The 23,542-nt window shown below is 60.8% G+C and carries 32 protein-coding genes and 1 pseudogene; all 33 read left to right on the top strand.

The window, feature by feature from the left end:
* The coding region (locus tag DWX58_RS04355; RefSeq protein WP_243093253.1) for an MT-A70 family methyltransferase at positions 1–493 on the top strand (493 nt) is incomplete at its 5' end.
* Positions 494–496: 3 nt separating this feature from the next.
* Positions 497–952, top strand: a complete 456-nt coding sequence (locus DWX58_RS04350; protein WP_021920672.1) for a regulatory protein GemA — start codon at positions 497–499, stop codon at positions 950–952.
* Positions 953–1,004: 52 nt separating this feature from the next.
* On the top strand, positions 1,005–1,304 hold the full coding sequence (locus DWX58_RS04345) for a hypothetical protein (protein WP_147382233.1): 300 nt from the start codon (positions 1,005–1,007) through the stop codon (positions 1,302–1,304).
* Between the two features lie 20 nt (positions 1,305–1,324).
* Positions 1,325–1,585, top strand: a complete 261-nt coding sequence (locus DWX58_RS04340; protein WP_147382232.1) for a hypothetical protein — start codon at positions 1,325–1,327, stop codon at positions 1,583–1,585.
* A gap of 11 nt (positions 1,586–1,596) precedes the next feature.
* Positions 1,597–1,980: an addiction module toxin RelE gene (locus DWX58_RS04335; RefSeq protein WP_118641979.1), complete on the top strand. Its 384-nt coding sequence runs from the start codon at positions 1,597–1,599 to the stop codon at positions 1,978–1,980.
* A gap of 118 nt (positions 1,981–2,098) precedes the next feature.
* Positions 2,099–3,400 (top strand): N-acetylmuramoyl-L-alanine amidase, encoded by a 1,302-nt coding sequence (locus DWX58_RS04330; protein ID WP_118641748.1) that lies wholly within the window; start codon positions 2,099–2,101, stop codon positions 3,398–3,400.
* An 18-nt stretch (positions 3,401–3,418) separates the two neighbouring features.
* Positions 3,419–3,772, top strand: a pseudogene (locus tag DWX58_RS04325) (Mor transcription activator family protein); the annotation flags it as partial.
* 103 nt (positions 3,773–3,875) lie between these two features.
* A complete protein-coding gene (locus DWX58_RS04320; protein ID WP_021920665.1) occupies positions 3,876–4,388 on the top strand; it encodes a hypothetical protein in 513 nt (170 codons plus the stop codon).
* Positions 4,389–4,400: 12 nt separating this feature from the next.
* On the top strand, positions 4,401–4,697 hold the full coding sequence (locus DWX58_RS04315) for a hypothetical protein (protein WP_021920664.1): 297 nt from the start codon (positions 4,401–4,403) through the stop codon (positions 4,695–4,697).
* A 6-nt stretch (positions 4,698–4,703) separates the two neighbouring features.
* Positions 4,704–5,027, top strand: coding sequence for a hypothetical protein (locus tag DWX58_RS04310; RefSeq protein WP_021920663.1), 324 nt, complete (start codon positions 4,704–4,706; stop codon positions 5,025–5,027).
* Positions 5,020–5,592: a DUF3486 family protein gene (locus DWX58_RS04305; protein WP_021920662.1), complete on the top strand. Its 573-nt coding sequence runs from the start codon at positions 5,020–5,022 to the stop codon at positions 5,590–5,592. Before DWX58_RS04310 ends, DWX58_RS04305 begins: the two co-directional genes overlap by 8 nt.
* Positions 5,579–7,351, top strand: a complete 1,773-nt coding sequence (gene terL, locus DWX58_RS04300; RefSeq protein ID WP_021920661.1) for a phage terminase large subunit — start codon at positions 5,579–5,581, stop codon at positions 7,349–7,351. Before DWX58_RS04305 ends, terL begins: the two co-directional genes overlap by 14 nt.
* A gap of 16 nt (positions 7,352–7,367) precedes the next feature.
* Complete coding sequence (locus DWX58_RS04295; protein ID WP_347559148.1) at positions 7,368–8,984, top strand: DUF935 domain-containing protein; 1,617 nt, start codon at positions 7,368–7,370, stop codon at positions 8,982–8,984.
* Positions 8,971–9,681, top strand: coding sequence for a phage minor head protein (locus tag DWX58_RS04290; RefSeq protein WP_118641747.1), 711 nt, complete (start codon positions 8,971–8,973; stop codon positions 9,679–9,681). The genes DWX58_RS04295 and DWX58_RS04290 overlap by 14 nt, the downstream gene beginning before the upstream one ends.
* A gap of 136 nt (positions 9,682–9,817) precedes the next feature.
* A complete protein-coding gene (locus DWX58_RS04285; protein WP_021920658.1) occupies positions 9,818–10,879 on the top strand; it encodes a phage protease in 1,062 nt (353 codons plus the stop codon).
* Positions 10,880–10,883: 4 nt separating this feature from the next.
* Positions 10,884–11,318: a hypothetical protein gene (locus DWX58_RS04280; RefSeq protein WP_021920657.1), complete on the top strand. Its 435-nt coding sequence runs from the start codon at positions 10,884–10,886 to the stop codon at positions 11,316–11,318.
* Positions 11,319–11,345: 27 nt separating this feature from the next.
* The gene (locus tag DWX58_RS04275; RefSeq protein ID WP_118641746.1) at positions 11,346–12,233 is read left to right on the top strand and encodes a Mu-like prophage major head subunit gpT family protein; all 888 of its coding nucleotides are present in this window, start codon (positions 11,346–11,348) and stop codon (positions 12,231–12,233) included.
* Positions 12,234–12,265: 32 nt separating this feature from the next.
* The gene (locus tag DWX58_RS04270; RefSeq protein ID WP_021920655.1) at positions 12,266–12,721 is read left to right on the top strand and encodes a DUF1320 domain-containing protein; all 456 of its coding nucleotides are present in this window, start codon (positions 12,266–12,268) and stop codon (positions 12,719–12,721) included.
* 51 nt (positions 12,722–12,772) lie between these two features.
* Entirely contained in the window at positions 12,773–13,216 is a 444-nt protein-coding gene (locus tag DWX58_RS04265) for a phage virion morphogenesis protein (RefSeq protein ID WP_347559151.1), read from the top strand.
* Positions 13,217–13,738, top strand: a complete 522-nt coding sequence (locus tag DWX58_RS04260) for an SON protein (protein ID WP_118641745.1) — start codon at positions 13,217–13,219, stop codon at positions 13,736–13,738. It begins immediately after the preceding gene.
* Positions 13,728–13,976 carry a hypothetical protein gene (locus tag DWX58_RS04255; protein WP_021920652.1) on the top strand — a complete coding sequence of 83 codons (249 nt, stop codon included), beginning with the start codon at positions 13,728–13,730 and terminating at the stop codon, positions 13,974–13,976. Before DWX58_RS04260 ends, DWX58_RS04255 begins: the two co-directional genes overlap by 11 nt.
* Positions 13,976–15,448, top strand: coding sequence for a DUF2586 domain-containing protein (locus tag DWX58_RS04250; protein WP_118641744.1), 1,473 nt, complete (start codon positions 13,976–13,978; stop codon positions 15,446–15,448). Before DWX58_RS04255 ends, DWX58_RS04250 begins: the two co-directional genes overlap by 1 nt.
* A gap of 20 nt (positions 15,449–15,468) precedes the next feature.
* Positions 15,469–15,909: a hypothetical protein gene (locus tag DWX58_RS04245; RefSeq protein ID WP_021920650.1), complete on the top strand. Its 441-nt coding sequence runs from the start codon at positions 15,469–15,471 to the stop codon at positions 15,907–15,909.
* A gap of 41 nt (positions 15,910–15,950) precedes the next feature.
* A complete protein-coding gene (locus DWX58_RS04240; protein WP_021920649.1) occupies positions 15,951–16,304 on the top strand; it encodes a hypothetical protein in 354 nt (117 codons plus the stop codon).
* Positions 16,305–16,333: 29 nt separating this feature from the next.
* Positions 16,334–16,516, top strand: a complete 183-nt coding sequence (locus DWX58_RS04235; protein WP_227108713.1) for a hypothetical protein — start codon at positions 16,334–16,336, stop codon at positions 16,514–16,516.
* 75 nt (positions 16,517–16,591) lie between these two features.
* Positions 16,592–18,985, top strand: a complete 2,394-nt coding sequence (locus DWX58_RS04230) for a phage tail tape measure protein (RefSeq protein ID WP_118641743.1) — start codon at positions 16,592–16,594, stop codon at positions 18,983–18,985.
* Positions 18,986–19,004: 19 nt separating this feature from the next.
* Positions 19,005–19,604, top strand: coding sequence for a transcriptional regulator (locus DWX58_RS04225; RefSeq protein ID WP_101692999.1), 600 nt, complete (start codon positions 19,005–19,007; stop codon positions 19,602–19,604).
* A gap of 18 nt (positions 19,605–19,622) precedes the next feature.
* Positions 19,623–20,378: a serine/arginine repetitive matrix protein 2 gene (locus DWX58_RS04220; RefSeq protein WP_101693000.1), complete on the top strand. Its 756-nt coding sequence runs from the start codon at positions 19,623–19,625 to the stop codon at positions 20,376–20,378.
* A 17-nt stretch (positions 20,379–20,395) separates the two neighbouring features.
* The gene (locus tag DWX58_RS04215) at positions 20,396–20,755 is read left to right on the top strand and encodes a hypothetical protein (RefSeq protein ID WP_021920645.1); all 360 of its coding nucleotides are present in this window, start codon (positions 20,396–20,398) and stop codon (positions 20,753–20,755) included.
* Complete coding sequence (locus tag DWX58_RS04210) at positions 20,752–21,162, top strand: DUF2634 domain-containing protein (protein WP_101693001.1); 411 nt, start codon at positions 20,752–20,754, stop codon at positions 21,160–21,162. The genes DWX58_RS04215 and DWX58_RS04210 overlap by 4 nt, the downstream gene beginning before the upstream one ends.
* Positions 21,159–22,292, top strand: a complete 1,134-nt coding sequence (locus tag DWX58_RS04205; protein ID WP_118641742.1) for a baseplate J/gp47 family protein — start codon at positions 21,159–21,161, stop codon at positions 22,290–22,292. Before DWX58_RS04210 ends, DWX58_RS04205 begins: the two co-directional genes overlap by 4 nt.
* 4 nt (positions 22,293–22,296) lie before the next feature.
* On the top strand, positions 22,297–23,190 hold the full coding sequence (locus DWX58_RS04200; RefSeq protein ID WP_110441534.1) for a serine/arginine repetitive matrix protein 2: 894 nt from the start codon (positions 22,297–22,299) through the stop codon (positions 23,188–23,190).
* Positions 23,159–23,488 (top strand): hypothetical protein, encoded by a 330-nt coding sequence (locus tag DWX58_RS04195; protein ID WP_021920641.1) that lies wholly within the window; start codon positions 23,159–23,161, stop codon positions 23,486–23,488. Before DWX58_RS04200 ends, DWX58_RS04195 begins: the two co-directional genes overlap by 32 nt.
* Positions 23,489–23,542 lie beyond the last annotated feature (54 nt).

The following is a 23,542-nucleotide window of genomic DNA, read 5'->3' as shown; positions in this document are numbered from 1 at the left end:
GGGGGGGGGGGGGGGGGGGGTAATTTCTACCACCTATAAACCCCTCGAAGCGGTCTATCCGACCATGACCACCGAGGCCCTCAAGGAGCTCGACGTCGGGCGCATCGCCCACCGAGACGCGGCGCTCTTTATGTGGGCCACCGACGCCCACATCCCGGACGCCCTCGAGCTCTATCGGGCGTGGGGGTTCCGGTATGTGACCGTCGCCTTTGTGTGGTCGAAGAAGACCGTCAACGGGAAGACCGTCTCGAACCTCGCGCCCTGGACGCTCAAAAACTGTGAGCTTTGTCTCATGGGGACGCGGGGGCGGATGGTTCAGTACAAGCAGAAGAACAACATCCCGCAGCTCGTGGAGGCCGTGAGAACGCGGCACAGCGAGAAGCCGGAGGAAGTCCGCCGCCGCATCGAGGAGCTGTTCGGGGACGTCCCCCGGATCGAACTCTTTGCCCGGAAAAGGTTCCACGGCTGGGACTGTTGGGGAAACGAGGTGTAAATCATGGCAGCAACACGCAGCGGAAGGAAGCTCCCCTCCATCCGCACACTATGGGCGATCGCGAAGTCGCCCGAGCTCCGGCTCTCGGACGAAGACCTTCACGGGGTCGTGTACCGGGAGACCGGCAAGGAGAGCATGAAGAAGCTGACGCAGGGCGAGATCACCGACGTCGCCCGCGTCCTGCAAAACATGAAGGACAGCGCCGCCCGGAGTACCGGCGACAAACGGACGGACGAGGGCGGCAACCCCACCACCGAACGGCAGCGCCGGAAGATCTACGCACTCACCGAGGCCCTGGGGTGGAACAACGACAAGCGCCGGATCGAGGGCTTTGTGAAGCGGATGACCGGCATCGACCGGCTCGAGTGGCTGAACACGGCCCAGTGTGAGAAGGTCATCGAGGGCCTCAAGGCGATCCTTGCCAGAGAGCAGCGGAAGGGGGCCGGGCGGGATGGATAACGAGAACCAGCGGGAGCTCGATGTCCTGGCCGCGCTGGAAGGCATCCACCGGATGCAAGAGAGCATCCGGGGCACGGAGCTGGACATGGTGGTGGAGACCGGGATCATCTTCCTCCGTTTGCACTATCAGCGGCTCCCGCCCGGAGTGGCCCGCCGTCTGACGGAGATCTCGCCCCGGGACGTGGCGGAGGTGTCGGAGGTCATCCGGGAGAATGGCGCGACGCCGGAGCAGCGGCGAAGCCTGGGCGACCGACTGGCGAGCGACGCAGCCGTCGCCCAGGTCATCCGGGCGGCGAATGTCTACCGGGAGCGGCTGGGCTACGGCCCGCTCGAGTCGGAGGTGGAGGCGTGAGCGGGCGGAAGGCTGGGGCGATGGGGCTTGTCGAGAGGCTCGCCGCCGCCCTGGCTGTGAACGAGATCGTCCGCTCCCGGCGCTTCCTGGGAGAGCACACCAGCAAGGAAGACCGCGAGGAGCTGCTCAAGCTCACGGCCTCCGAGCTCACCTCGACGGCCCAGGTGCTCGCCTCCGCCGTGCATCTCCGGCAGCAGGTGGAGACGGCGGAGTTCACGCGGGCCATCATAGAGCAGCAGAAGGCCGCGCAGCAGCCCCCAGGCGGGCCGCTTGCGTGTTAAGGGTGAACGGTATGCCGACGAAGAAGAAACGCCTCACACAGCGCGAGAAGGCCGAGAGGGCGAAGATGAAGAAGGAGCTCCAAGCGGAAGGAGTCCTTCCGCCGGACAAGCCGCGCCTCAACCGGAAGAAGTTCGCCCGGGAAACCTGGGCCGAGTGGGAGGAGTTCATCAAGAGAGACCCCGTTCTCGCGGAGGTTCGCCTTCTTCGGGCCGTCGAGTTTATGGCGGGCCCGGAAGTGCCGAAGATCACCCCGGAGCAGATCGGCGTCTTCAAGGCCCTCAAGATCGCGATTGAGCTCGACAAGTTCTTCCGGCGTCTGGAAGCGGAGGGCCGAAAACAATACACAATCGGGGAGATTGCCGACGAAGTCTTTCTCCCCGTTTGGAAACTATAAGGAGGTAAACAACACACCATGAACGACAACATCAACACCAGACCGGCGCAGGAGCCGGAGATCAACGAAGCGGACGGGGAGCCCATCTTCCACGCCGACGAGGAGGAAGGTGAGGATCATGAGTAAGAAGATTTGTCTCGACGCCGGGCATGTCGGCAGCAAATACAACCAGAGCCCCGTCGTGAAGACCTACTACGAAAGCGCGATGGTTTGGGCGCTGCATCTCAAGCTCAAGGCCCAGCTCGAGGCCCGGGGCTTCCAGGTCGTCACCACGCGGGCGAGCATCGACACCGACCTCGGCGTCTACGAACGCGGAACGGCCTCGAAGGGGTGCGACGTCTTCATCTCTCTCCACTCCAACGCTTGCGGCACGGAGAGCGTCGACTACCCCGTCGTCTACCGGGCCTACGACAACAAGAACAACGTCGACACCCTGGCCCTCAAGCTGGCGAAGAAGGTCGGCGAGCTTATGGGAACCACACAGGCCGGGCGGACGGCCACCCGGAAGAACAGCTCCGGCGGCGAATACTACGGCGTCCTCCGTGGCGCTCGGGCGGTCGGGACGCCCTACTACATGCTCATCGAGCACAGCTTCCACACGAACACGAAGGCGACGAAGTGGCTCTCCAAGGACGCCAACCTGGACAAGCTGGCCGTCGCAGAGGCCGACATCCTGGCGGAGTTCTTCGGGATGGAGAGCTCCACCGAAACCGAGAAGACGGCGATCATGGGCAAGGCCCAGGCCACGGCCCAGCAGATGGCACTATTTTGTCGGAGCAAGAACTCCACCCCGCAGCTCACGAGCTGCTCTCTTGAACAACTCGCGGAGATGTTCATCGAGGAGGGAGAGGCCGAGGGCGTCCGGGGCGACGTGGCCTTCGCGCAGAGCCTCCACGAAACCGGCTATTTTAAGTTCGGCGGGATTGTCCTCCCGACTCAAAACAACTACGCCGGGATCGGAGCCCTCAACGGAAACGCCACCGGACAGGCGGCGAGCTTCCCCGACCCGCGCACCGGCGTCCGGGCACAGATCCAGCACCTCAAGGCGTATGCCTCCACCGAGGCCCTGGTGAACGAGTGCGTCGATCCTCGCTTCTCCCTGGTCGCCCGTGGCGTCGCGCCCTATGTGGAATGGCTGGGCGCGGCGGACAATCCCCAGGGGCGCGGGTGGGCTGTTCCTGGCGCGGGATACGGCGCGAACATCGTGAAGCTGCTCGGCCAGATCATGGCCCAGGAAACCCCGCAAGCACCCGCAGAGCCCGAGAACGACGGCTACCCGGAGGGAACGCCCGATTGGCAGAAGGAGGGCTTCGAGATCCTGGTGCAACGCGGGATCATCAACTCCCCCGACGTGTGGAAGGCTCGCTTCGATCAGCCGATCATGGTCGGCGAGATCCTGGCGATCATCGGCAGAATGTAACCGGAAAGGAGGGCGCAGGACATGGATGAGCTCGTAAAGGACTTGACCCTGGACATGATTTCCGAAGGTCTCTATCGGATGATCGCCGAGGCAATCGGGACGGATAACTTCTACAAGCTGGCCGAGATCGTCGGAGGCACTACGATCTATATCCCGAAGCCCGAGAGCCTCACCCGCCCCGTCCGCGACGCCCGCATCAAGAAAGAGTTCACCGGCTACAACCACCAGGAACTCGCCCGGAAGTACGGCGTCACCGAGAGATGGGTTCGGCGCATTTGCGGCCCCGGGCAAGCGGAAGGGCAGATCGGGATCTTCGACTACCTGGAAGACCCCGGGGACGAATACGAGGACGAGGGGCCTTGTAATTCTTAGAAGCGCTTCGTATATCAAATTCCATAAAACGACCCTAAAATAAGACTACAAGCTGTGCTTGTAGTCTTATTTTTTATGCTTAGAGAAGGAGGCAAAAACACACATGAACATGGAACTCATCACCAGCGCAGCGAGCGACGCTCTCGTCAACGTCGTCCTCGCGATCATCGCCCTCGCCGGGGCCTACGGGGTCTACTACATCCGGCTGGGCGCGGCCAAGCTCAAGGAGCAGACAGCGCAGATCAAGGACGAGGCGGGCCGGAAGGTGCTCGAGGACGCCCTTGACGACGTGGTCAACCTTGCGACGGTCTCCGTCGGCGCGATGGAGCAGACCACCGCGAAGGCGCTCCGCGACGCGGTCAAGAACGGCACGGCAAGCCGTGAGGAGCTGCTCGCCCTGGGCAAGCAGGTCTTTGACGAGGTGAAGGCGGCAATCGCACCCGAGGCGCAGCAGGTCATCACCGACAACCTGGGCAGCTTCGACAAGTACCTCACCGCCGTCATCGAGGACGCCGTCCTTCACATCAAGAACGAAGACCCTTATCTCACCCTGTCCGGGGAGCTGCTTGACGGCGTCACCATCGGCGGCGCGGAGGATGGGGTCTCCCAGCGGTAAGGAGGGGGACGCATGGACGGAGCAACGATTGCGATGTTCGTCTTTCAGACGGTCATCACGGCGATCATCGGCGTCGCCTCCTGGGGAGTCAAGAACGCGATCGGCGAGATGAAGTCGGCGATCACGAAGCTCGAGGCGGCGGACAAGAAGAACGCCGAGGACATCGCCGCCGTTCGAGGGGAGCTCGGCGACCTCAAAGCCGACCTCCCCCTCATCTACACGACCCGGGAGGACTTCATCCGGGTCTCGAACAACATCGACCAGAAGCTCGACAAGCTCCTATACAGGAGCCCGGCAAAGGAGGGATAAAAGACCATGGCTTTTTTTGACGACATGACGGAGCAGGAGATCCGGCAGAACAAGGCGATCCGGGGCTACATCGTCCGGGCCCTGGCGAAAGGCAACCAGAACTCGCTGCTCGTGCGGCAGGTGACGAACGCGCTTCTCGCCGACAACCTCATCACCGTCCCGGACATCTCGAAGCAGCTCTCCTATTTGGAGGACGGCGGCTACATCGAGTTCACGGACAAGAGAGCGACGGCCTACAACGCATACCGCCGGGACGCCGTCATCCAGCTCACGAAGGCGGGCGTCGACCTCGTGGAAGGCACGAGGGAAGACCCCGGCGTAGATGTCTAAGGGCGAACGCCGGAGGACGCGGATCAGCTCGACGATCGACAAGCTCCCGGACGACATCAAGACGGAGCTCGACGTCCGGCTCGCGGACACGGCCAACACCTACGAAGACCTTTCCGCGTGGCTCAAGGCGGAGGGCTACGAGATCAGCAAGTCGGCGATCGGGCGCTATGCGATCCGCAGCACACAGGCGGCGCAGCGCGTCGCCGAGACCTTGCAGCGGACGCAAGCGATCGCCCAGGCCGTCGAGGCCCACCCCGACCTCGACTACACGAAGGCCGCTTCGATGGTTCTCATGGACGGCCTCATGCAGCGAGTCAGCACGGCGGAAGACGACTTCGCCGAGATGCCTCTCGACAAGGCGGGGCGTCTCATCGCAAGCCTCGCCCGGAACGCAACCTATGAGAAGCGCGTCCGGCAGGACATGAAGAAGAAGGCCGAGCTTGCCTTCGACCAGCTCGAGGCCGAGCTCATGGCAGCAATCAAGCAGCACCCGGAACTCGCCGGGGAGCTGCACGACGTCCTCTCGAGGGCAAGGGAGAAGGTGCTCGACGATGGCGAAGATTGACCTCAAGGACTACCTCGAGAGACTCGAGGAGCCGGAAGACCGGGAGGCCGTCGCGAGCCGCGAGTATCAAAAGGAACTGTTTGAGCAGTACGTCCAGAAGGGGGACAACTTCCCCGAGCTCCGGGCGCAGCTCCTCAAGGAGTACCAGGACGGGGCCGATCTCACGGGCCCCCAGGGTCTACGCCGGAAGCTCGGAGCGTTCGACCTGGGCTATTTTGGCCGGGCCTACCTCCCGCACTACTTCGTCAGACCCTCGCCTCCCTTCCACGAGGAGCTCGACCGGATCTTCCGGGAGGGCGTTATGAAGGGCATGAACCCCAGCACAGACGCGAAGCAAATCAGCCGGGCCAACGGATGCCGGAGGGCAGTCGAGGCCCCGCGTGGACATGCCAAGTCGACGAACTTCACCTTCAAGGACTCCATACACTCGGCGGTGTACGCCTACAAGCACTACGAGATCATCCTCTCGGACAGCTCGGAACAGGCGGAGGGCTTCCTCTCCGACATCAAGACCGAGCTCGAGGAGAACGCAGCGCTCCGTGAAGACTTCGGAGAGCTTGAGGGGCGCGTCTGGAAGGCGTCGGTCATCCTCCTATCGAACGGGGTGAAGATCGAGGCCCTGGGCGCTGGGAAGAAGATCCGAGGCAGACGGCACAAACAATGGAGACCCGACCTCATTCTTTGCGACGACCTTGAGAACGACGAGAACGTCAACACCCCGGAGCAGCGGAAGAAGCTCCGGGACTGGTTCTACAAGGCGGTCTCGAAGGCGGGCGACACCTACACGGACATCGTCTACATCGGGACGCTGCTCCACTATGACGCCCTCCTCGCCAACGTCGCCAAGAACCCCGAGTATGAGGCCGTCCGCTACAAGGGCGTCATCTCGTTCGCGACGAACACGGCCTTGTGGGACGCCTGGGAGCGGATCTTCACCGACCTCGAAAACCCGAAGCACAAGGAGGACGCCGAGGACTTCTTCAAGGCCAACGAGGCCGAAATGCTGGAAGGCACCGCCGTCCTCTGGGAAGAAAAGCTCCCCTACTATGCCCTCATGGTTATGAGGGTATCCGAGGGCGAGGCGAGCTTCTCGTCGGAGATCCAGAACGAACCCATAGACCCGGAGAATTGCGCGTTCGCCGAGGAGTGGTTCGACTTCTACGACGACGGGCAGCTCCCCCCGGACTTCTCCGACCCGAAGTTCCTCTTTGTGGCGGCGAATGACCCCTCCCTCGGAAAGAACCGAAAGAGCGACACCTCGGCGATCATCGGCATAGCAAAGGACACCTCGACGGGCTACATGTACGTCGTCATCGCTGACATCGCCAAGCGGAAGCCGGACAAGATTATTGAGGACGCGATCGAGGCGTCTCGTCGGCTCAAGCGTGAATACAAGAAGCCCCTCTACAAGTTCGGCGTCGAGACGGTTCAGTTCCAATATTATTTTGCCGAGATCATGCGGCAGAAGTCCGCCGAGATCGGCGAGTACCTTCCTATCGAGGAGATCAACAGCGTCCAGAACAAGGACGCCCGCATCCAGTCCTTGCAGCCCTTCGTCAAGAACGGCTACCTCAAGTTCTCGAAGCGGCACAAGGCGCTCCTTGACCAGATGCTCAAGTACCCTATGGGAAAGAATGACGACGCCCCCGACGCCCTGCAAATGGCCGTCGCCCTGGCCCTCTCGGTCAAGGTCGGGCGTCGACCGGATTACAAATCAGTTTTAGGCCGTGCGATCAAGTTCCGACGCGGGGCCTACTAAAAGGAGGTGGGACGGTTTGGCCGACCAAAGCAAAAATAAGTGGTTCCCGTGGCGGCGGCTCTTGAGGTCTACGCAGACACCGAGACCGGAGACGCGAGAGGTCGCGGTCTCCCAGGTGACGGACAAGTACAGCGAGTACCCCTCGGACGGGCTCACCCCCGTCCGTCTGGCGGAGATCTTCAAGGAGGCCGACGCGGGAGATGTGCTCCGGCAAGCCGAGCTTTTTGAGGAGATGGAGGAGAAAGACCCGCACCTCTTTTCCCAGCTCCAAACGAGAAAGAACGCAGTCACGGGCCTCGACTACGAGGTCATCCCGTTCGACTCGGACGACCCGAGAGACAAGGAGATCGCCGAGTTCGTAGAAGCGCAGATCGGCGGGATCGAGGGGTTTGAGGATGTCATGCTCGACCTCCTGGACGCAATCGGCAAGGGCTTCGCGGTCTCTGAAATTATGTGGAGCTATGACGAAGGGCACGTCGTTGTCGGGGACATTCGCTCGCGGCATCAAAAGCGGTTCTTCTGGGACACCGTCGACGACTCCTTCAAGGTTCGGACGCAGGACGCGCCGGAGGGAATCCTTCTTCCTAAGAACAAGTTCATAGTACACAAGTACAAAGCCCGCAGCGGCCACCCTTCGCGAGCTGGCGTTCTTCGTGTGGTCTCCTGGATGTACCTATTCAAGAACTACACCCTCAAGGACTGGGTCGCGTTCTGTGAAGTGTTCGGGATGCCGCTCCGGCTGGGCAAGTATCAGCCGGGCGCAAGCGAGGAGGACAAGCGGGCGCTCATGCAAGCGCTCGTCGCTATCGGAGCCGACGCGGCGGGCATATTCCCGGACGGCACGACGATCGAGTTCGTCAACACCGAAAAGACCAGCTCGACCGACCTCTATGAACGGCTCGCCCGTTATTGTGACGAGCAGGTCTCGAAGGCGATCCTCGGTCAGACTTTGACCTCGGACTCCGGGGGCGGCAGCTACGCACAAAGCAAGACGCACAACGACGTCCGACACGACCTCACCGTCGCAGACTGCAAGGCACTCGCGGCCACGCTCCGGCGCGACCTCATCCGCCCTCTGGTGCTCTATAACTTCGGGGAGGACAAGCGCATCCCCTATCTACGGTTCGACGCCGAGGAGTCGGAAGACCTCACCCAGACGGCGACCGTGATCGGGACGCTCATCCGGGAGGCCGGTCTCAAGGTTCCGACCTCCTACATCTACAAGAAGTTCTCCATCCCGAAACCGGAGGGAGACGAGGAGATCGCCACACCGGCAACCCAGGCACAGGGCGCAGGGATCGGCCCCTTCTCCTTCAAAGCAACCGCGCCGGAGACGCCGATCGCGCTCAAGGCCGGGGGCGCAGCGGGCCACGGGACGCAGGAACGCATCGACCAACTTGCGGCAGCAGCCACCAAAAAAAGCGCCGGAGCGTTCAAGAAGGCGTTCGGCCCCGTTCTCAAGATTATTGAGAAAGCCGAGAGCCTTGAGGAGCTCCGCGACATGATGGAAGACGAGAAGGCCGTCGCCTCCCTGTTCGGCGAGATGGACATCTCCGACGTGGAGGAGCTGCTTCAAAAGGTCATGCTCTATGCAGACCTCGAGGGGAGGTCGCTCGAAGATGGACGAGATTGAGGCCGTATTCAACCGGAAGGACATGACCTTCGAGGAGGCCGTCCAGTATTTCAAGGAGCGCGTCCCCGTGTCCGCCTCCGTGTTCTACCGTATCGCGGAGAAATACCGGGGACTTGCCTTCACCGTCGGCGGCTACACGAAGGCCCAGATCCTCAAGCGGTTCTATGATGAGATCCTCGCAGCCCTGGAAGACGGGAACACCCTCTCGGAGTTCCGCTCCCGGATGAACGAGTTCCTCACCTCCGAAGGGTATGAGGGACTCGACCCGCTGCAAGCCGACCTCATCTTCCGCACCAACATCCAAACGGCCTACAACGTGGGCCACTATGAGCAAATGACAGACCCGGGCGTCATGAAGCTCCGCCCCTATTGGCAGTACGACGCCGTCAACGACGCCCACACACGACCGAGCCACCTCGCGATGGACGGCAGGGTATTCCCAGCGGACAGCGCCGTGTGGGACTCCTGGTTCCCTCCAAACGGGTTCCGGTGCCGCTGCACCGTCAAGACCCTATCAAAGCGGCAGGTCGAAGCCCGGGGGCTCAAAGTGGAGCAATCAGCGCCGGGCGGGGTCATGCCCGACCCGCACTTCTCCACCAACCCCGCGAAGGTACGCTTCACGCCGGATCTCAAGGACTACCCCGAGGCACTCGTGAAGGCGTACCAAAAGCGAGAAAAAGAGAACCCCTCTTTATAGCCCCCGTAGAGGCCCCGGGAAGGGGCGAACGGGACGGGGGTGAAATTCCCGGGGCCTACCAGGAAGGCACCGTTATAACGCGAGATAACGGCGTTATAGACGATTGTGAGCACCACACCAAAGGAGACACCAGAAAATGAACGACTTTCTCACCCTAAAAGGGGGCGAAGTGGATGTCGGAGGAGCGCCGGAGGTCATCTCCGTCCTGCCCTTCGGTCATGTCGTGAGTCAGAAGGGAGAGTTCGACGTCGACGAGGAGAGCCTCGCGGCGATGAAGGAACAGATCGCGCAGCGAGGCGTCGACCTTGTTGTCGACTATGAGCACCAGACACTCACGGGAGAACGAGCCCCCGCCGCCGGGTGGGTCAAGGAATTGTTTGCCGAAGATGGGCACATCAAGGCCCGGGTCGAGTGGACAATTCCCGCGAAGCAGTACCTTGAGAACAAGGAATACCGCTACCTCTCCCCGGTCATCACCGTCCGCAAGTCGGACAACAAGGCGACGGGCCTCCACTCCCTCGCCCTCACCAACACCCCAGCGATCGCGGGCATGACCCCGATTGTCAATTCATCCACATTTCAAGGAGGAGAAACCAACATGAACGAACTCATCAAGAAGCTCGCGGCAGCGCTCGGCCTGGGCGAAGACGCGGACGAGGAGCAGATCCTCACGGCGCTCTCGGCTTGTGTCGAGGAGAACAAGGCACTCAAGGAGGCGGCGGAGGGCGGCAAGGCTCCCGGCAAGAAGCCCGGAGAGGGCGGCAAGCCCGAAGACCAGGACGACGGCATCGTCGCGAACAAGTCCGTCTGTGAGCTCCTGGGCCTCAAAGCCGGAGCCTCGACCGCTGACGTCGCCGCTTCCATCATGGCCCTCAAGGGCGGCGTCGACGGGCGCGTCAAGGCCCTCGAGGAGAAGCTCGCCGACCGCGACGCCGAGGAGGCCGTGGAGCTGGCCCTCAAGAGCGGGAAGATCACCCCGGCACAGAGAGGGTGGGCCAAGGAGTACGCCCTCAAGAGCCCCGACGGCTTCAAGGCGTTCCTTGAGAAAGCTCCCCAGGTCGTCCCCATGTCCGAGATCGCCGGGGGCGACGCGCTGGCCCTCAAGGGCGACGAACTGGATGAGGCGACGATGCTCGTCTGCAAGCAGCTCGGCATCAGCGCCGACGACGTCAAGAAATACGGCATGAAGGAGGAATAAGACCATGGCAGCATTGACCAATGTGAGAGACACGTCCGAGCTCGGCGGGAAGTACATCGCCCTCCCTGTCAAGGGCGCGACCACCATCTATCAGGGTTCCATCGTGGCGATTGACGCCAACGGCTACGCGATCCCCGGCAAGAAGGCGACCGGCCTCAAGGCGGCGGGCCGGGCCGAGGAGACCGTGGAGAACAAGGGAGGCGACGGCGAGGCCGTCATCCGCGTCGCTCGCGGCATCTTCGTCTTCGAGAACTCCACCAGCGGCAAGATCGCCGCCGCCGAAGTCCTGGGCCCGTGCTACATCGAGGACGACCAGACCGTCACGAAGACCGCGACGAGCGCCTCGGTCGCCGGTCTCGTCATTCGCGTCGACGACGAAGGCGTCGCCGTCGAGATGGGCTTCGGCTACACCCCGGCGACGGCTGGCGCTGGCGCTTAATTCACACCGACAAGGAGGAAACAGAACATGATTGTCAATCAGCAGTCCCTTAGAGGGATTTACGTCGGCTTCAATACCCTGTTCAACAGGGCATTTGAAGGCGTGACCCCGCTCTATACCCAGATCGCCACCACTACCCCGTCCACTACGGACTCGGAAACCTACGCATGGCTCGGTGACATCCCGGGCATGAGGGAGTGGATCGGCGACCGCGAGATCCAGAACCTCAGCGCGAGCGACTACACCATCAAGAACAAGGACTTCGAGCTCACCGTCGGCGTCGACCGCAACGCGATCGAGGACGACAAGATCGGCCTTTATAACCCTTCCGTCGAGATGCTCGGCGAGTCCGCAGCAGCTCATCCCGACGAGCTCATCTTCTCCCTGCTGGCGGGCGGCTTCTCGGAAAAGTGCTACGACGGACAGCCCTTTTTCTCCGACGCCCACAAGATCGGAAAGAAGACCGTCACCAACAAGAGCACCGCTAAGCTCACCAAGGACTCTTATGCAGCGGCCCGCGCCTCCATGATGGGCTTGACCAACTCCAAGGGCCGGGCGCTGAACCTCGTCCCGAACCTGCTCGTCGTTCCCCCTGCCCTGGAAGTAGCCGCCCGCGACATCCTGGTCGCCGACTACATCAACGGCACCAAGAACACCATGCAGGGCACCGCGAAGCCTCTCGTCGTCCCCCAGCTCGCCGGGCATGACTCCGCGTGGTATCTGCTTTGCACCACCCGGCCCATCCGCCCCCTCATTTGGCAGCAGCGCAAGAAGGCGAAGTTCGTATCCTTGACCGCCGAAACCGACAACAATGTCTTCATGCGGAAGACCTTCATCTATGGCGCGGACTATCGCGGCAACGCTGGCTTCGGCTTCTGGCAGATGGCATACGGCAGCGACGGAACCGCCGAGTAAAGTCGAGACGGAAAGAGCAAGGAGGGAGCGCCGTGAGCTATAGCACAAAGGAAGAAGTCCGGGAGATGCTCAAGGACGACGCCCTCAACGCGATCATCGGCGACACCTTCATCGAAGACCCCGCCGAGCGTGAGGAGCTCGTTGAGCCGCTCATCGAAGCGGCGATCGCCGACGCCGACGCGGAGATCGACGGCTATCTCGCTAAGAGGTACACCGTCCCGATCTCCCCGGCCCCTCGGGTTCTGAACAAGTTCTCGAAGGACATCGCGGTCTATAACCTGTTTTCCCGTATCGGCATCGACGAGAGCACCGACCAAAAGACCTATCTCAACCGATACAACGCGGCGATCAAGTTCCTCACCCTCGTCGCAGAGGGGAAGGTCTCGATCGGCACCGAGACCGAAGATCCGGCGAGCGCGGCAGCTACCGGATTTTCGGCAAAGTCAAACCCCCGTCTATTCACGCGGGCGAAGATGAGGGGGATGTAGTTCGTGTATAGTATCCGCCTTGAAGGAGAGACCGCCGCACTCCTCCGAAAAATGCGGCGATACTCGGAAATAGACCGAAGGAGCCTCAACATGGCCCTCGGCGAAGGCGTCCGAGAGTCCACCCTTGAGCGTTTCAAGGAGGGACGAGCGCCGGACGGCAGGAGGTGGAAGACCTCCATCCGGGCGGCGACCACCGGGGGGAAGACCCTCATCGACTCCTCGCAGCTCCGCAACTCGATCCAAGTGACGGCGGACGCCTCGGGGTTCGCGGTCGGCACGAACGCAAAGCACGCAGCGACACACCAATTTGGAGACCAGGGGCGCACCATCCGGGCCCGGAAGGCGAAGAACCTCCGCTTCCAGGTTGGCGGCCAGTGGGTCAGCAAGAAGCAGGTCAAAGTCAACATCCCCGCCCGCCCGTTTCTCGGCCTATCGGACGAGGACATGCAGGAGATCAAGGCGACGACCGAGGAGTTCATCGGGAGGGACGACTAAATGCTCTATGAACAAAGCAAGAAATACCTCCTCGAAAAGCTCAAGGCGGCGGGCCTAAAGTCTAAACCGTACACAACTCAAAAGGGTCTCGAAAAGAGTCAAGAGAGTCACATCGGCGCGGTGCTGTTCGAGTCGGAGGCCCTTCTCCGAAACGGCTCCAAAACACGATATAGAGACCAAGAGGGAGCGCAGAAAAAGAGGAGAAAGGTCTTCGACCGGGCTCTCACCTTCACTGTGATAATCGGAGACTACACCGACGAGGCCGTCGAGAGTATGTTCGGGGCGTTCCTCTCGAAGCTCGACCGGGGCATATACGTCAACGGCGATTATGTTCCGATCGAGGTCGAGGGGGCCGATTGGGTCGACAAGGACGACTCTATTCTCAAAGCACAAGTCGCCGTTCAAATTCGGATACGGTTTGACGGCGGACTCTATAGGGACACGAACTTCGCAAAGGTCACGGACGTCGAGGTCGAGTCCATAGCAAAGAACGACGGAAAGGAGATTGCAGATGGCAACTAAAGCGGCATCGACCCCCACCGCAACGGGGGAACAGAACAAGAAGGCCCCGGCGCTCTATGACGTCGGGGAGCTTCGCAGCAAGCACAAAGTCGGGCGGGCCGTGTTTGCGGGCGTATGCAGCGCCCAGGGCTGGAAGCCCGGCAAAGCCGTCACCGAGGAGGAGTTCCTCGAGGCGGTCAAGAAATTTGAGAACGCTCCTATGAGGGGCGGCTCCGGGAAGAAGGAGGTCAAGAAGTAATGCTTCGAGATGTTAAGCATACCGTAACGGACGGCCTTCTCGGCTTCGCCACCGCGACGGGAGACGGTAAGAGTCTCAAGATCGGCGTCTCCCCCATTGTGTCGGACACCCCGATCATCATCACCGGAGACATGGACGCGACCAAAATCAAGGATCGCCTCGGCCTGTCTCCTCTGGCTGACGCTGTCATGGACTCCGTGCAGTTCGGCGCGTCCCGGATCTACTGTCTCCCGGTCTCCGCTACTACGGCGGGCGAGCTGGGAATCGTTTCTAAGACCGGCGACGGCGGCGGCTCCGTTACCGTCGACGGCTCTCCGACGAACGCCTTCTCCGTGGTGGTTAAGTTCACCGCGCAAGGGCAGCTCAACACCGCCGCCTTTGTGTACTCTATCGACGGGGGAAACACCTTCACGGACGAGATCACCGTCCCCGTCAATGGCGAGTATGAGATCACCGGAACCGGCCTCAAGCTCAAGTTCACCGAGGCGACCGAGGAAGACCAGAAGCCGAGCTCGTTCCTTGTGAACGACTCCTACAGCTTCACCACCACCGCGCCCACCATGACGAACGGCGACGTCCTGGCGGCGTTCACAAAGCTCCAGAAGTTCGCCGAGGAGTATGAGTTCATCCACGTCGTCGGCGAGAGTGACCTCGATCTCTGGCAGGCGGTGAGCGAGGCGCAAATCGAGCTCCGCGACGTCTACCACAAGCCTGTGTTCGTGGTATTCGAGGCCAAGTATCCCACGACCGGCGACGAGGAGGACGAGCCCGACATGATGGGCGGCGGGGATCTCACTGACTGGGCCCTCGAGATGGAGGCCAAGCGGAAGAAGGTCAAGAACTACGACATCCAGGTCGTCACCGCCTGGGGCCGTCTGGTCAAGCTGGACGGCTCGACCCAGATCACCAACCTCGCGGGCCTTGTGTGTGGCCTCTACGCAAAGGCAGCGGTGCAGGAGTCCATCGGCAAGACCAGGACGGAGGCGGGCTTCGGCATCCCGAAGACGAAGCTCCTCGAACTGCTCCCCGCCGAGATGGACAACTCCATCATCGAGCTCCTGGATCTCGCGGGCTATCTGACGTTCCGGGAATACGACGGGCTCGACGACTTCTATGTCTACCATACGAAGATGATGAGCCCGGACGGGAGCGACTTCCGCTACGCCGAGGACGTCCGCGTCAAGAACAAGATCATCCGGGAGACCCGGAAGGAAGGGCTCCTCCTGCTGAACGATGACATCGACCTCGAGGACGTGCAGGGCGAGCTTGAGACCCGGGCGAAGTTCATGTTCGTCCCCTTGCAGCGGATGATCGACGCGAAGGAGATCAGCTCCGCCGAGATCACCGTCCCGGAAGGACAGGCGGAGACCATCCTCGAGGACGAGACTATGCGGGTCAAGATCCGCTATGTCTCCCGGGGCTATATCCGCGAGGTCGAGGTCGACCTCGGCAGGGCACAGCCCAGCGAATAAGGGAAGGAGGTTAAAGAGTTATGTCCCTTAAAGTAAACGGTCAGACCTATAGCTGGGGCGACGTTGACGTCAAGATCCCGGGCCTCGTCCTGGTCGTGCAGGAAATCAGCTACGACGACGAGCAGGACATGGAAGAAAGCTACGGCAAGGGCAACCGTCCCCGGGGCTATGGCAAGGGCAACTATAAAGCGTCCGGTAAAATGTCTATGCTCCGGGATGACTACGACGACGTCCTTGCCTATTGCAAGGCGAAGGGCGTCCCCTTCTATGGCCTCGAGTGGCCTTCCGTGGTCGTCTCCTACGCCAACGAAGGCGAGCGCACCCGCATCGACGAGCTGAAGAAGGTCGTCCCGATCAAGCGCAGCCACAAGGCAGCACAGGGCGACAAGTCCCTCACTGTCGACATCGACCTCATGATCGTCGGCGGCATTGTGGAGGACGGCGTCGAGCCCACGAAGTAAAAACCATCTCAAGATAATCGAGAATAGGAGGACACGAAACCATGGAAGAAATCAAGAAAGACACCGCGCAGAAGTCCCAGACGGAGGAGCTCAAGGAGAAATACGGCAAGGTCTACCGCGTCGGCGCGACGATCGAGGTCGATGACGAGACCGAGAAGAATGTCGAGTTCTTCTTCAAGCGCCCCTCCACGGCGAGCTATGACAGATATGTTAAGACCACCGCCCAGGGCGCGACGAAGGCGCTCAAGGTGTTCCTCTTTGACAACGTGGTCGAGGAGAGCCGGGCGTCTCTCGAGGCGAACCTTGAGGAGTTCCCGGCCCTGGCGCTCTCCATCGGTGAGAAGCTGCTCGGGATGCTGGGCCTCTCCAAACAGACAAATTTGAAGATGCTCTAAAAGAGCAGCTCTCGGAGGTGAGGGGGAACGTGGTGGAGTCCGGTCTCCTGGAAATCTACCGCTTCCTCCCTCCGGCTCTTTTAGAGGACTTCGACATTGAGGAGATCGGCCTCGACGAGTTCCTCCGGTACGTCGCGAAAGCGAGGTACATCCAGGAGCTCGAGGAGAGGATCGTCGCCCAGGCGATCGCGGACGTGTTCGCGTCGGATTAGCCGGGCGGCATCGGTCGCCTCTTTTAAGAGCACAAGGTCGCCTCCATCGTTTTGTTAGGAGGTGAAAGGCAAAGCATGAGCTTAGAGTCCGTGTTCCGGCTGTCCCTCATAATGAACATGATCGACAACCTCACCGGGCCTATGGCCGGAGTCACATCAAGCGTCAACGGCACCGTCTCAAAGCTGCAAAAGGCAAACGCAGCGCTCGGCAATATGGCAAAGACGGGGGCCGTCATGCAGGAGGTCGGCTCGCAGATCACGGGGGCGGTGCTGTCCCCGGTCGAGGCTACATTTGAAACCCGGAGAGCGATCGGCGAGCTCGCCTCCCTGGGCGTGAAGGATCTCGGCGTCGTGGAAGACGCCGCCCGGCAGTTCTCCGACCAATGGGCCGGAACGACGAAGGCCGACTTCATCGCGGCAGCCTACGACATCAAGAGCGGCATCGCGACGCTCTCGGACGAGGGCGTCGCGGAGTTCACCAGTCTCGCGGGCCTAACGGCAAAGGCCACAAAGTCGACGGTCGGCGAGATGACGTCATTGTTTGCCACGGGCTACGGCATCTATAAGAACTACTACGACGACATGAGCGACATCGAGTTCGGCGAGATGTTCTCGGCGGGTATCGCGAAGTCGGTGCAGCAGTTCAAGACGACGGGCTCGGAAATGGCCTCGAGCATCGAGAGCCTGGGCGCGTCGGCAACAAACGCGAACGTCCCCCTCGAGGAGCAGCTCACCATCCTCGGTATGCTGCAAGGCACCATGAGCGGCTCGGAGGCGGGCACGAAGTACGCGGCGTTCCTGGGCGCGGCAGCGAAGGGCGGCGACGCCCTGGGCTTGTCGTTCCTGGACGCCAACAACCAACTAAAGAGTATGCCGGAGATCCTCGACCAGCTCCGGGGCAAATACGGCGAGACCATCGACGCGATGGAGAAGCAGGAGATCGCCGAAGCCTTCGGAACGGACGAGGCCGTCGACCTCATCGACCTGCTCTACAACAAGTGCGGAGACCTGCAAGGGAACATCCTCACCATGTACGACGCCCTCGGCTCCGGCACCGGCGTCGCCACGGAGATGGCGAACGCAATCAACGAAACGGAGCCCGAACGGTTTGAACGGCTCACGCAGCGCATCCAGAACGTGAAGGAGTCGATCGGGAATAGCTTACTCCCGACAATCAACGATCTCATGTCGACCGGCGAGCAGGTGCTCACGAAGGTCGGCTCGTGGGTCGAGGAGAACCAGGAGCTCGTCCGGGTCATCATGCTCGTCGTCCTGGCGATCGGCGGCTTCCTCACCATAGCGGGCACGGTCATCGCCGTCGTCTCCGGCGTTGGCTTGATTATCACGAAGGTAATCTCCGGGTTCAAGCTCCTCAAGGCCGGGTTCCTATTAGCGAAGGGAGCGCTCACGCCGCTCATATCGAGCGTGTGGAGCTTTACAGCGGCACTCCTGGCGAACCCTGTCACCTGGATCGTGATCGGCATCGTGGCCCTCATCGCGGCCCTGGTGCTGCTCTACAACAAGTGCGAGTGGTTCCGAAACGCGGTCAACGCAATCATCGACTTTTTCAAGGAGAAGCTCGGCGCAGCTCTTGAGGTCGCGTCGGCGATCTTCTCCGGCATCGGCAACGTCATCGGCTCCGTCATGAACGCAGCGAAGGCGACGGTCTCCCAGAACCTCGACAACATGCGATCCGCATACGAGGCGCACGGCGGGGGAATCCGTGGTGCAGCAGCGGCAGCGGTCGAGGGCGTCAAGGGCATCTATACGGCGGGCTTTACCTTCCTGGATAATCTCACCGGCGGGCGGCTCTCGGCGATCCGTGACAAGTTTGTCGGCTTCGTGACGAACATAGCCTCGGGCGTGTCCGAACGGTTCACAGCCGTCAAGACGGCGTTCTCGAATGGAATCACCGCGATCAAGAACACGGTCACGGGAGCCGTGACGTGGTTCTTTGAGTCGGGCAAGCGCGTCGTCACCACATTCGCGAACGGTATCAAATCGGCGTTCACGGGCGCGGTCGACGCGGTAAAGGGCGGCTTGCAGCGCATCCGAAATATGCTCCCCTTCTCCGACGCGAAAGAAGGCCCTCTCTCGACGCTGACCCTCTCGGGACAACGCACGATGACAACCTACGCCCACGGCCTCGAGCTGGCGCAGGATGCACCCGCCCAGGCAATCGAGAAGGGGCTCGACGGCGCGAAGGCTACGCTCGAACGCGAGCCCGTCCAGAAGGTCGACCTCACAAGCGGAGGCGGCAAGAAGGAAGGCTCCGAGAGCGGAGGCTCCGGCGAGGGCAGCTCCGGCAAGCAAGTCATCATTCAAAAGCTGCTCATCCCGGTCGACCTCAAGAAGATCAAAGACCTCGAGCAGCTCCTCGCGATGCTCAAGGAGGTCGAGGACTACGCCGAGGCCAACGGCAGCGAGGAACCCGCAGACGATCAAGACGCCGAACCGGCACCGGCATAACAAGGAGGGAGAGACGACAATGATTTACACCGAAGACCAGATCGTCAAGGTGAACGGGGTCGTCCTCCCTGGCCTTGTTAAGAGTATCGAGGTCAAGGAGTCGGCCCAGATCGACGAGCAAGAGGTCGAGGGCAGCGCCACAAAGCCCAAACAGGCGACGGGCTACGAGGACGCGAAGGTCAATATCGAACTCATTCTCGACGACACGCCAACGCAAACGAAGTACCAGCGGCTCGAGACGCTTCGGGCGATCTTCCGAACGCCCGGCCAGTCAGTCCCGAAGCCGCTCTCTATTGTCAGCGAAGACACGGCAGCGCACGGCGTCGACAAGGTTCTATTCAAGGGGCTCACTCACAAAATGGAGAACAAGAAGGAGCAGCTCACCGTCTCCCTTGAGTTCTGGGAGTACGTCCCGCAGACCATACAGACGACGAGCAGCTCGTCGGGATCTTCGTCCGGCGGCGGCTCCTCTGGCGGGAGCTCCGGCGGAACCCAGCAGCAAACGACCTTGTCTTCTGACTATCAAAAATACTTGCAGACGAGCCGAGGGAAGTCCCCAGCCGTCGACGATGCAAGCACGGCGGCAGCTCTCGACAAGGTCTCACAGATGCCATACTAACCCGAGAGGAGGAACAGGATGGAAACGCTCGAATTATTCTACCCTCAAATCGCGGCCCGCGCTGGCCCCTACACCTTCGACAAGGGCGTAGAGATCGAGGTCTACTCCTCGAAGTCTTCTTATTTTGATTGGGCGAAGATCCGCTTCACGGAGCAGTTTCAACCGAAGATCTCACTCGCCCGGAAAGACCCGGCAGCGATTGAGCTCGGGTATAACAATGTCTTTGAGGAGGTCTTCACCGGCTACGTCTCCAAGCCGTACAACGGAGGAGGCTTCACCGACGAAGTGACTCTCAAGGACGAGATGCTTCTCCTCGAGGAGACGCAGATCAACAACACATTCCTCGACACAACTCCGCAGGAGATGATCGCCTACTTTCTCGGGAAGGCCGGGCTCTCGAAGATGAAGCTCTCCTCCAAGGGATACCCGGAACGGAAACGGCTTCCCATTCGGCAGATGAACGTCATCGAGGCGATCAATGCCGTACATGCAGCATGGAACATCAAACAGCCGTTTTTCTTCTCTGGGGGCGTGTTCTATTGGGGAGAGAAGCCGGAGCAGGACAAGACCTACATCTTCGAGTATGGCGTCAACATCATCGCCCTCACCAGGAGCGGCGGCTCGTGGGAGCTCGAGACGGTCTCGGCCCCCTTTGTCCGACACTCCCACAAAATCAGTGTGAAGCACCCTAAAGTGAGCGGAGAGTTCGAGGTCTCGAAGGTCGTCTCGTCTACCAGCGAGAACGGCTTCATCCGCACGAAGATTTATTTCTAAGAAAGGAGGGGCGGGAAATGCTTGAGCAGATGATGAGGGCGGTCGCGAGGAAGATCATCGCGCAGGAGTACCCCCACGCAAAGAGCCCCGCCGTGGTCTACGCCACCGTCAGCAAGGCGACGCAGCTCGGCGAGACGTTCGATCTCGAGGATCTTGTCATTCATAACGACGAGACCGGGAGCAGCTTCAAGGGCCACATAACGGCGCATTGGAACGAATACACCCTCACCGTCGTCGATCGCTGGGGGAACGAGGACGAGAGCTTCCCTCCTCTCCCTGGCGTCAGATCCAAAGGACAATATAAGGCCGGGGCCTTCGTGGCCGTTGCGATGGCATACGGGGACAGCCCGGCGATCATTGGGGAGGTGCAGCTATGACAGGGTTACACGACACCGACATCCGACTCAATGATGAATGGGCCCTCACGCAAGCGGCAGACGGAGACGCGCCCCTCTGTTCGGGGCTTGAATGTCTCTATCAGAACATCATCCTCGAAGCGCTCACACAGCCCGGGGATCTCTTTTATGACGCTTCGTTCGGCTGGGGGCTATACGACTTCATTCAATCCGAAGACGACGATCTTGTGCGGCTTGAAATCGCGCAGCGGGCGCGGCTGGGCCTTCAAAAGCGGGAGGTCATCGTGCCCGAGAGCATAGAGATCGACGTCGGATTTTCGGACGACACCTTCCGGCTCCGCTGCTCCTTCCAGTTTGCGGACGAGGAGGAGCCCCGGGAGCTCAATGTCGTCATTAGTGCGGTCGGCGTGGAGGTGATAACAACATGATCGACAAAGCAATACTCGACGAAGTTCTCCCGGTTCCCGAGCTTGAAACGCTCAAAGAGGAGAAGATCGCCGAGCTGAAAGAAGAAGGCTTCGCAATCACGAACTTCCATTCGGGCGGCGTCTTCTATACGCTGCTCTTGATAGTCCTCCGCATTAAGATCGAGTTCACGGAGTTACTACGGGCCATTCTGAACAATATGACCCTCACACACTCCACCGGCGCATGGCTCGACATTAAGGCGGCAGACTACGGGAAGAAGCGCAAGAAGGCCCAGAAGGCGCAGGGCCTCGTCACACTGTCCAGGACGAACGACCAGGGCGAGGCCGTGAAGATCGAGAAGGGCCACATCTTCAAGACGCAAAAGGACATCAACGGAGAGGAGCTTCGCTTCTTTGCCATAGAGGCGGCGGTTCTGCAAAAAGGGAGCCGGTCGGTGGATGTCCTGGTAGAAGCGGAGAAAGAGGGCTCTCGGTACAATGTGCCGGAAGGACAGATCACCCGGAGCCTCACGTTCCTCAATGGGATCGACGGCATCTCAAACGGCGAGGACTGGATCGTCCGGGAAGGAAGCGACACCGAGGACGACGAGGGGCTCCGAACGCGGGCGCTCCGATCCTGGTCGGAGCTCGCGGCCCGGTCTATTGAGGACACATTCATCAATGCAGCGGAGGCCGTCCAGGGCGTCCTATTTGCACAGGCTGACTGTGACCACCCGAGAGGGCAAGGGACGGTCGACGTGATTGTAACAGGGACGGCGGGAGAGGCGACGGAAGGACTTCTCGACGAAGTTCGGGATGCCGTTAACAAGATTGCCGGGCCATACGATAATGTTCTTGTGAAGTCTTCTACAACGGTTTCCCAGGACATCGAGGTCACGGTCTCGACCTCTGACGTGTCGGAGGACGAGGACATCAAGAACAGGATCTCCGCGATCCTTGCCGAGCTGCTCGCCGTCCGAAAGGGCCGGAGGTTCAACGAGCTCCGGCGCTCCGACATCAACTTCGCAATCCGCAGCAACTACAGCGCCGCCACGAACGCGGAGATCATCACCCCCGCCGAGGACGTGGTGCTCGAGAAGGACAAGGTCATCACTCTCGGCTCCGTCTCTGTGACAGTGAGAAGGGAGTGATCGGATGAAACGGTTCGACACCTTCGGCGCGTATATGTTCGACCTTCTCTTTGCCCCGTTGAAACGAGGGAAACGGGCGGCGAATCAGTTCTTCATCTTCTTCAAGGTCATCGGACGCATTTTCGACGGCATGAAGAAGGACGCCTTCCGGCTTCGGGATGAGCTCAATGTCGCGACCGCGAGCCCGGTCATGCTTCCGGTACACGGACAGGATCGGGACATGCCGAGGCTTGAGGGCGAGAGCATTGAAAACTATCGGGCCCGCCTATCCATGAAGGGGATCATCTCTGAATGGGGCGGAACAAAGAGCGGCATCCTCTATGCGTTGACCTCTCTCGGATACGAGCAGAGCACGATCGAGCCGTTCTCCTATCAAGACCCCGAGAGGTGGGCCGAGTTCATCGTATTCCTCAAGGGCTCGAAGCAAAGCGGCGTCAACAACCTCGCAGTCATTGACGCCGAGGTTCGGAAGGTCAAGGAAGGCAGCTCAAAACCTGCATACGGAGCGGAGTCCGGGGGAGGCATTGAGATCCACTCGAAGACCTTTTCCGGCTTCTCGAGGTATCCGCGTTGCGGGGAAATTGTTTGCGGCGTCTGGCCCCGGGTGGTCAGTGTCGGGCACCTTCTGGCGTCCGAAGTTCACGCGAGCAGCTCTCCGGGCTCCGGCGAGGTCGAGTTCCCGAAGGTGGGAACGATCGCGGCCTCCGAAAAGTTCTATCAACCGTGCGCCTTTGTTATGTATGAGGGCCTCTCCTCTAATATGGAGGTGGGCTCGAAGGCAAGCACCGGCGCGAAGATCTACCCCGTTTGTTCTCCGGTGCTTCGCTGCTCCGGGGTGACATTTATGACGGAAGGAGGAGAAAACCATGCCGAAGACAATCACATCGGTCGGGATTGAGAAAATCGGGCGGCGCTTCGCCGACTCGATTGACCACGCGGCCTATACGCTGAACGGAGCGCCGAAGACGGTCGAGCCGTTCCGCAAGCTCGTCACGGCGGACACCGTGAAGATCTATATCTATTTCGACGACACCGTCACCGGAAACGTGGCGAACGTGCAGCTCGTAGACACGGACGGAGACATCGTCGCACAGTCCGACCGGGAGTTCGAGAAACCGCCGAGCAAGGGTCTTTATGTGGCCTTCAAATACACCATCATTGAAAAAGAAACGGAGGTACAGATCGAAAGTGAATAGCTATCAAAAAATCGGATGGCTCGACCACGTCGAAGATGTCGAGACGGGCGAGGT

The sequence above is a fragment of the Pseudoflavonifractor sp. AF19-9AC genome (assembly GCF_003478995.1).
In the GTDB taxonomy this organism is placed as follows: domain Bacteria; phylum Bacillota; class Clostridia; order Oscillospirales; family Oscillospiraceae; genus Lawsonibacter.
Note: the sequence above shows the minus strand (reverse complement) of the source record. Positions and strands in the feature narration are given on the sequence as shown.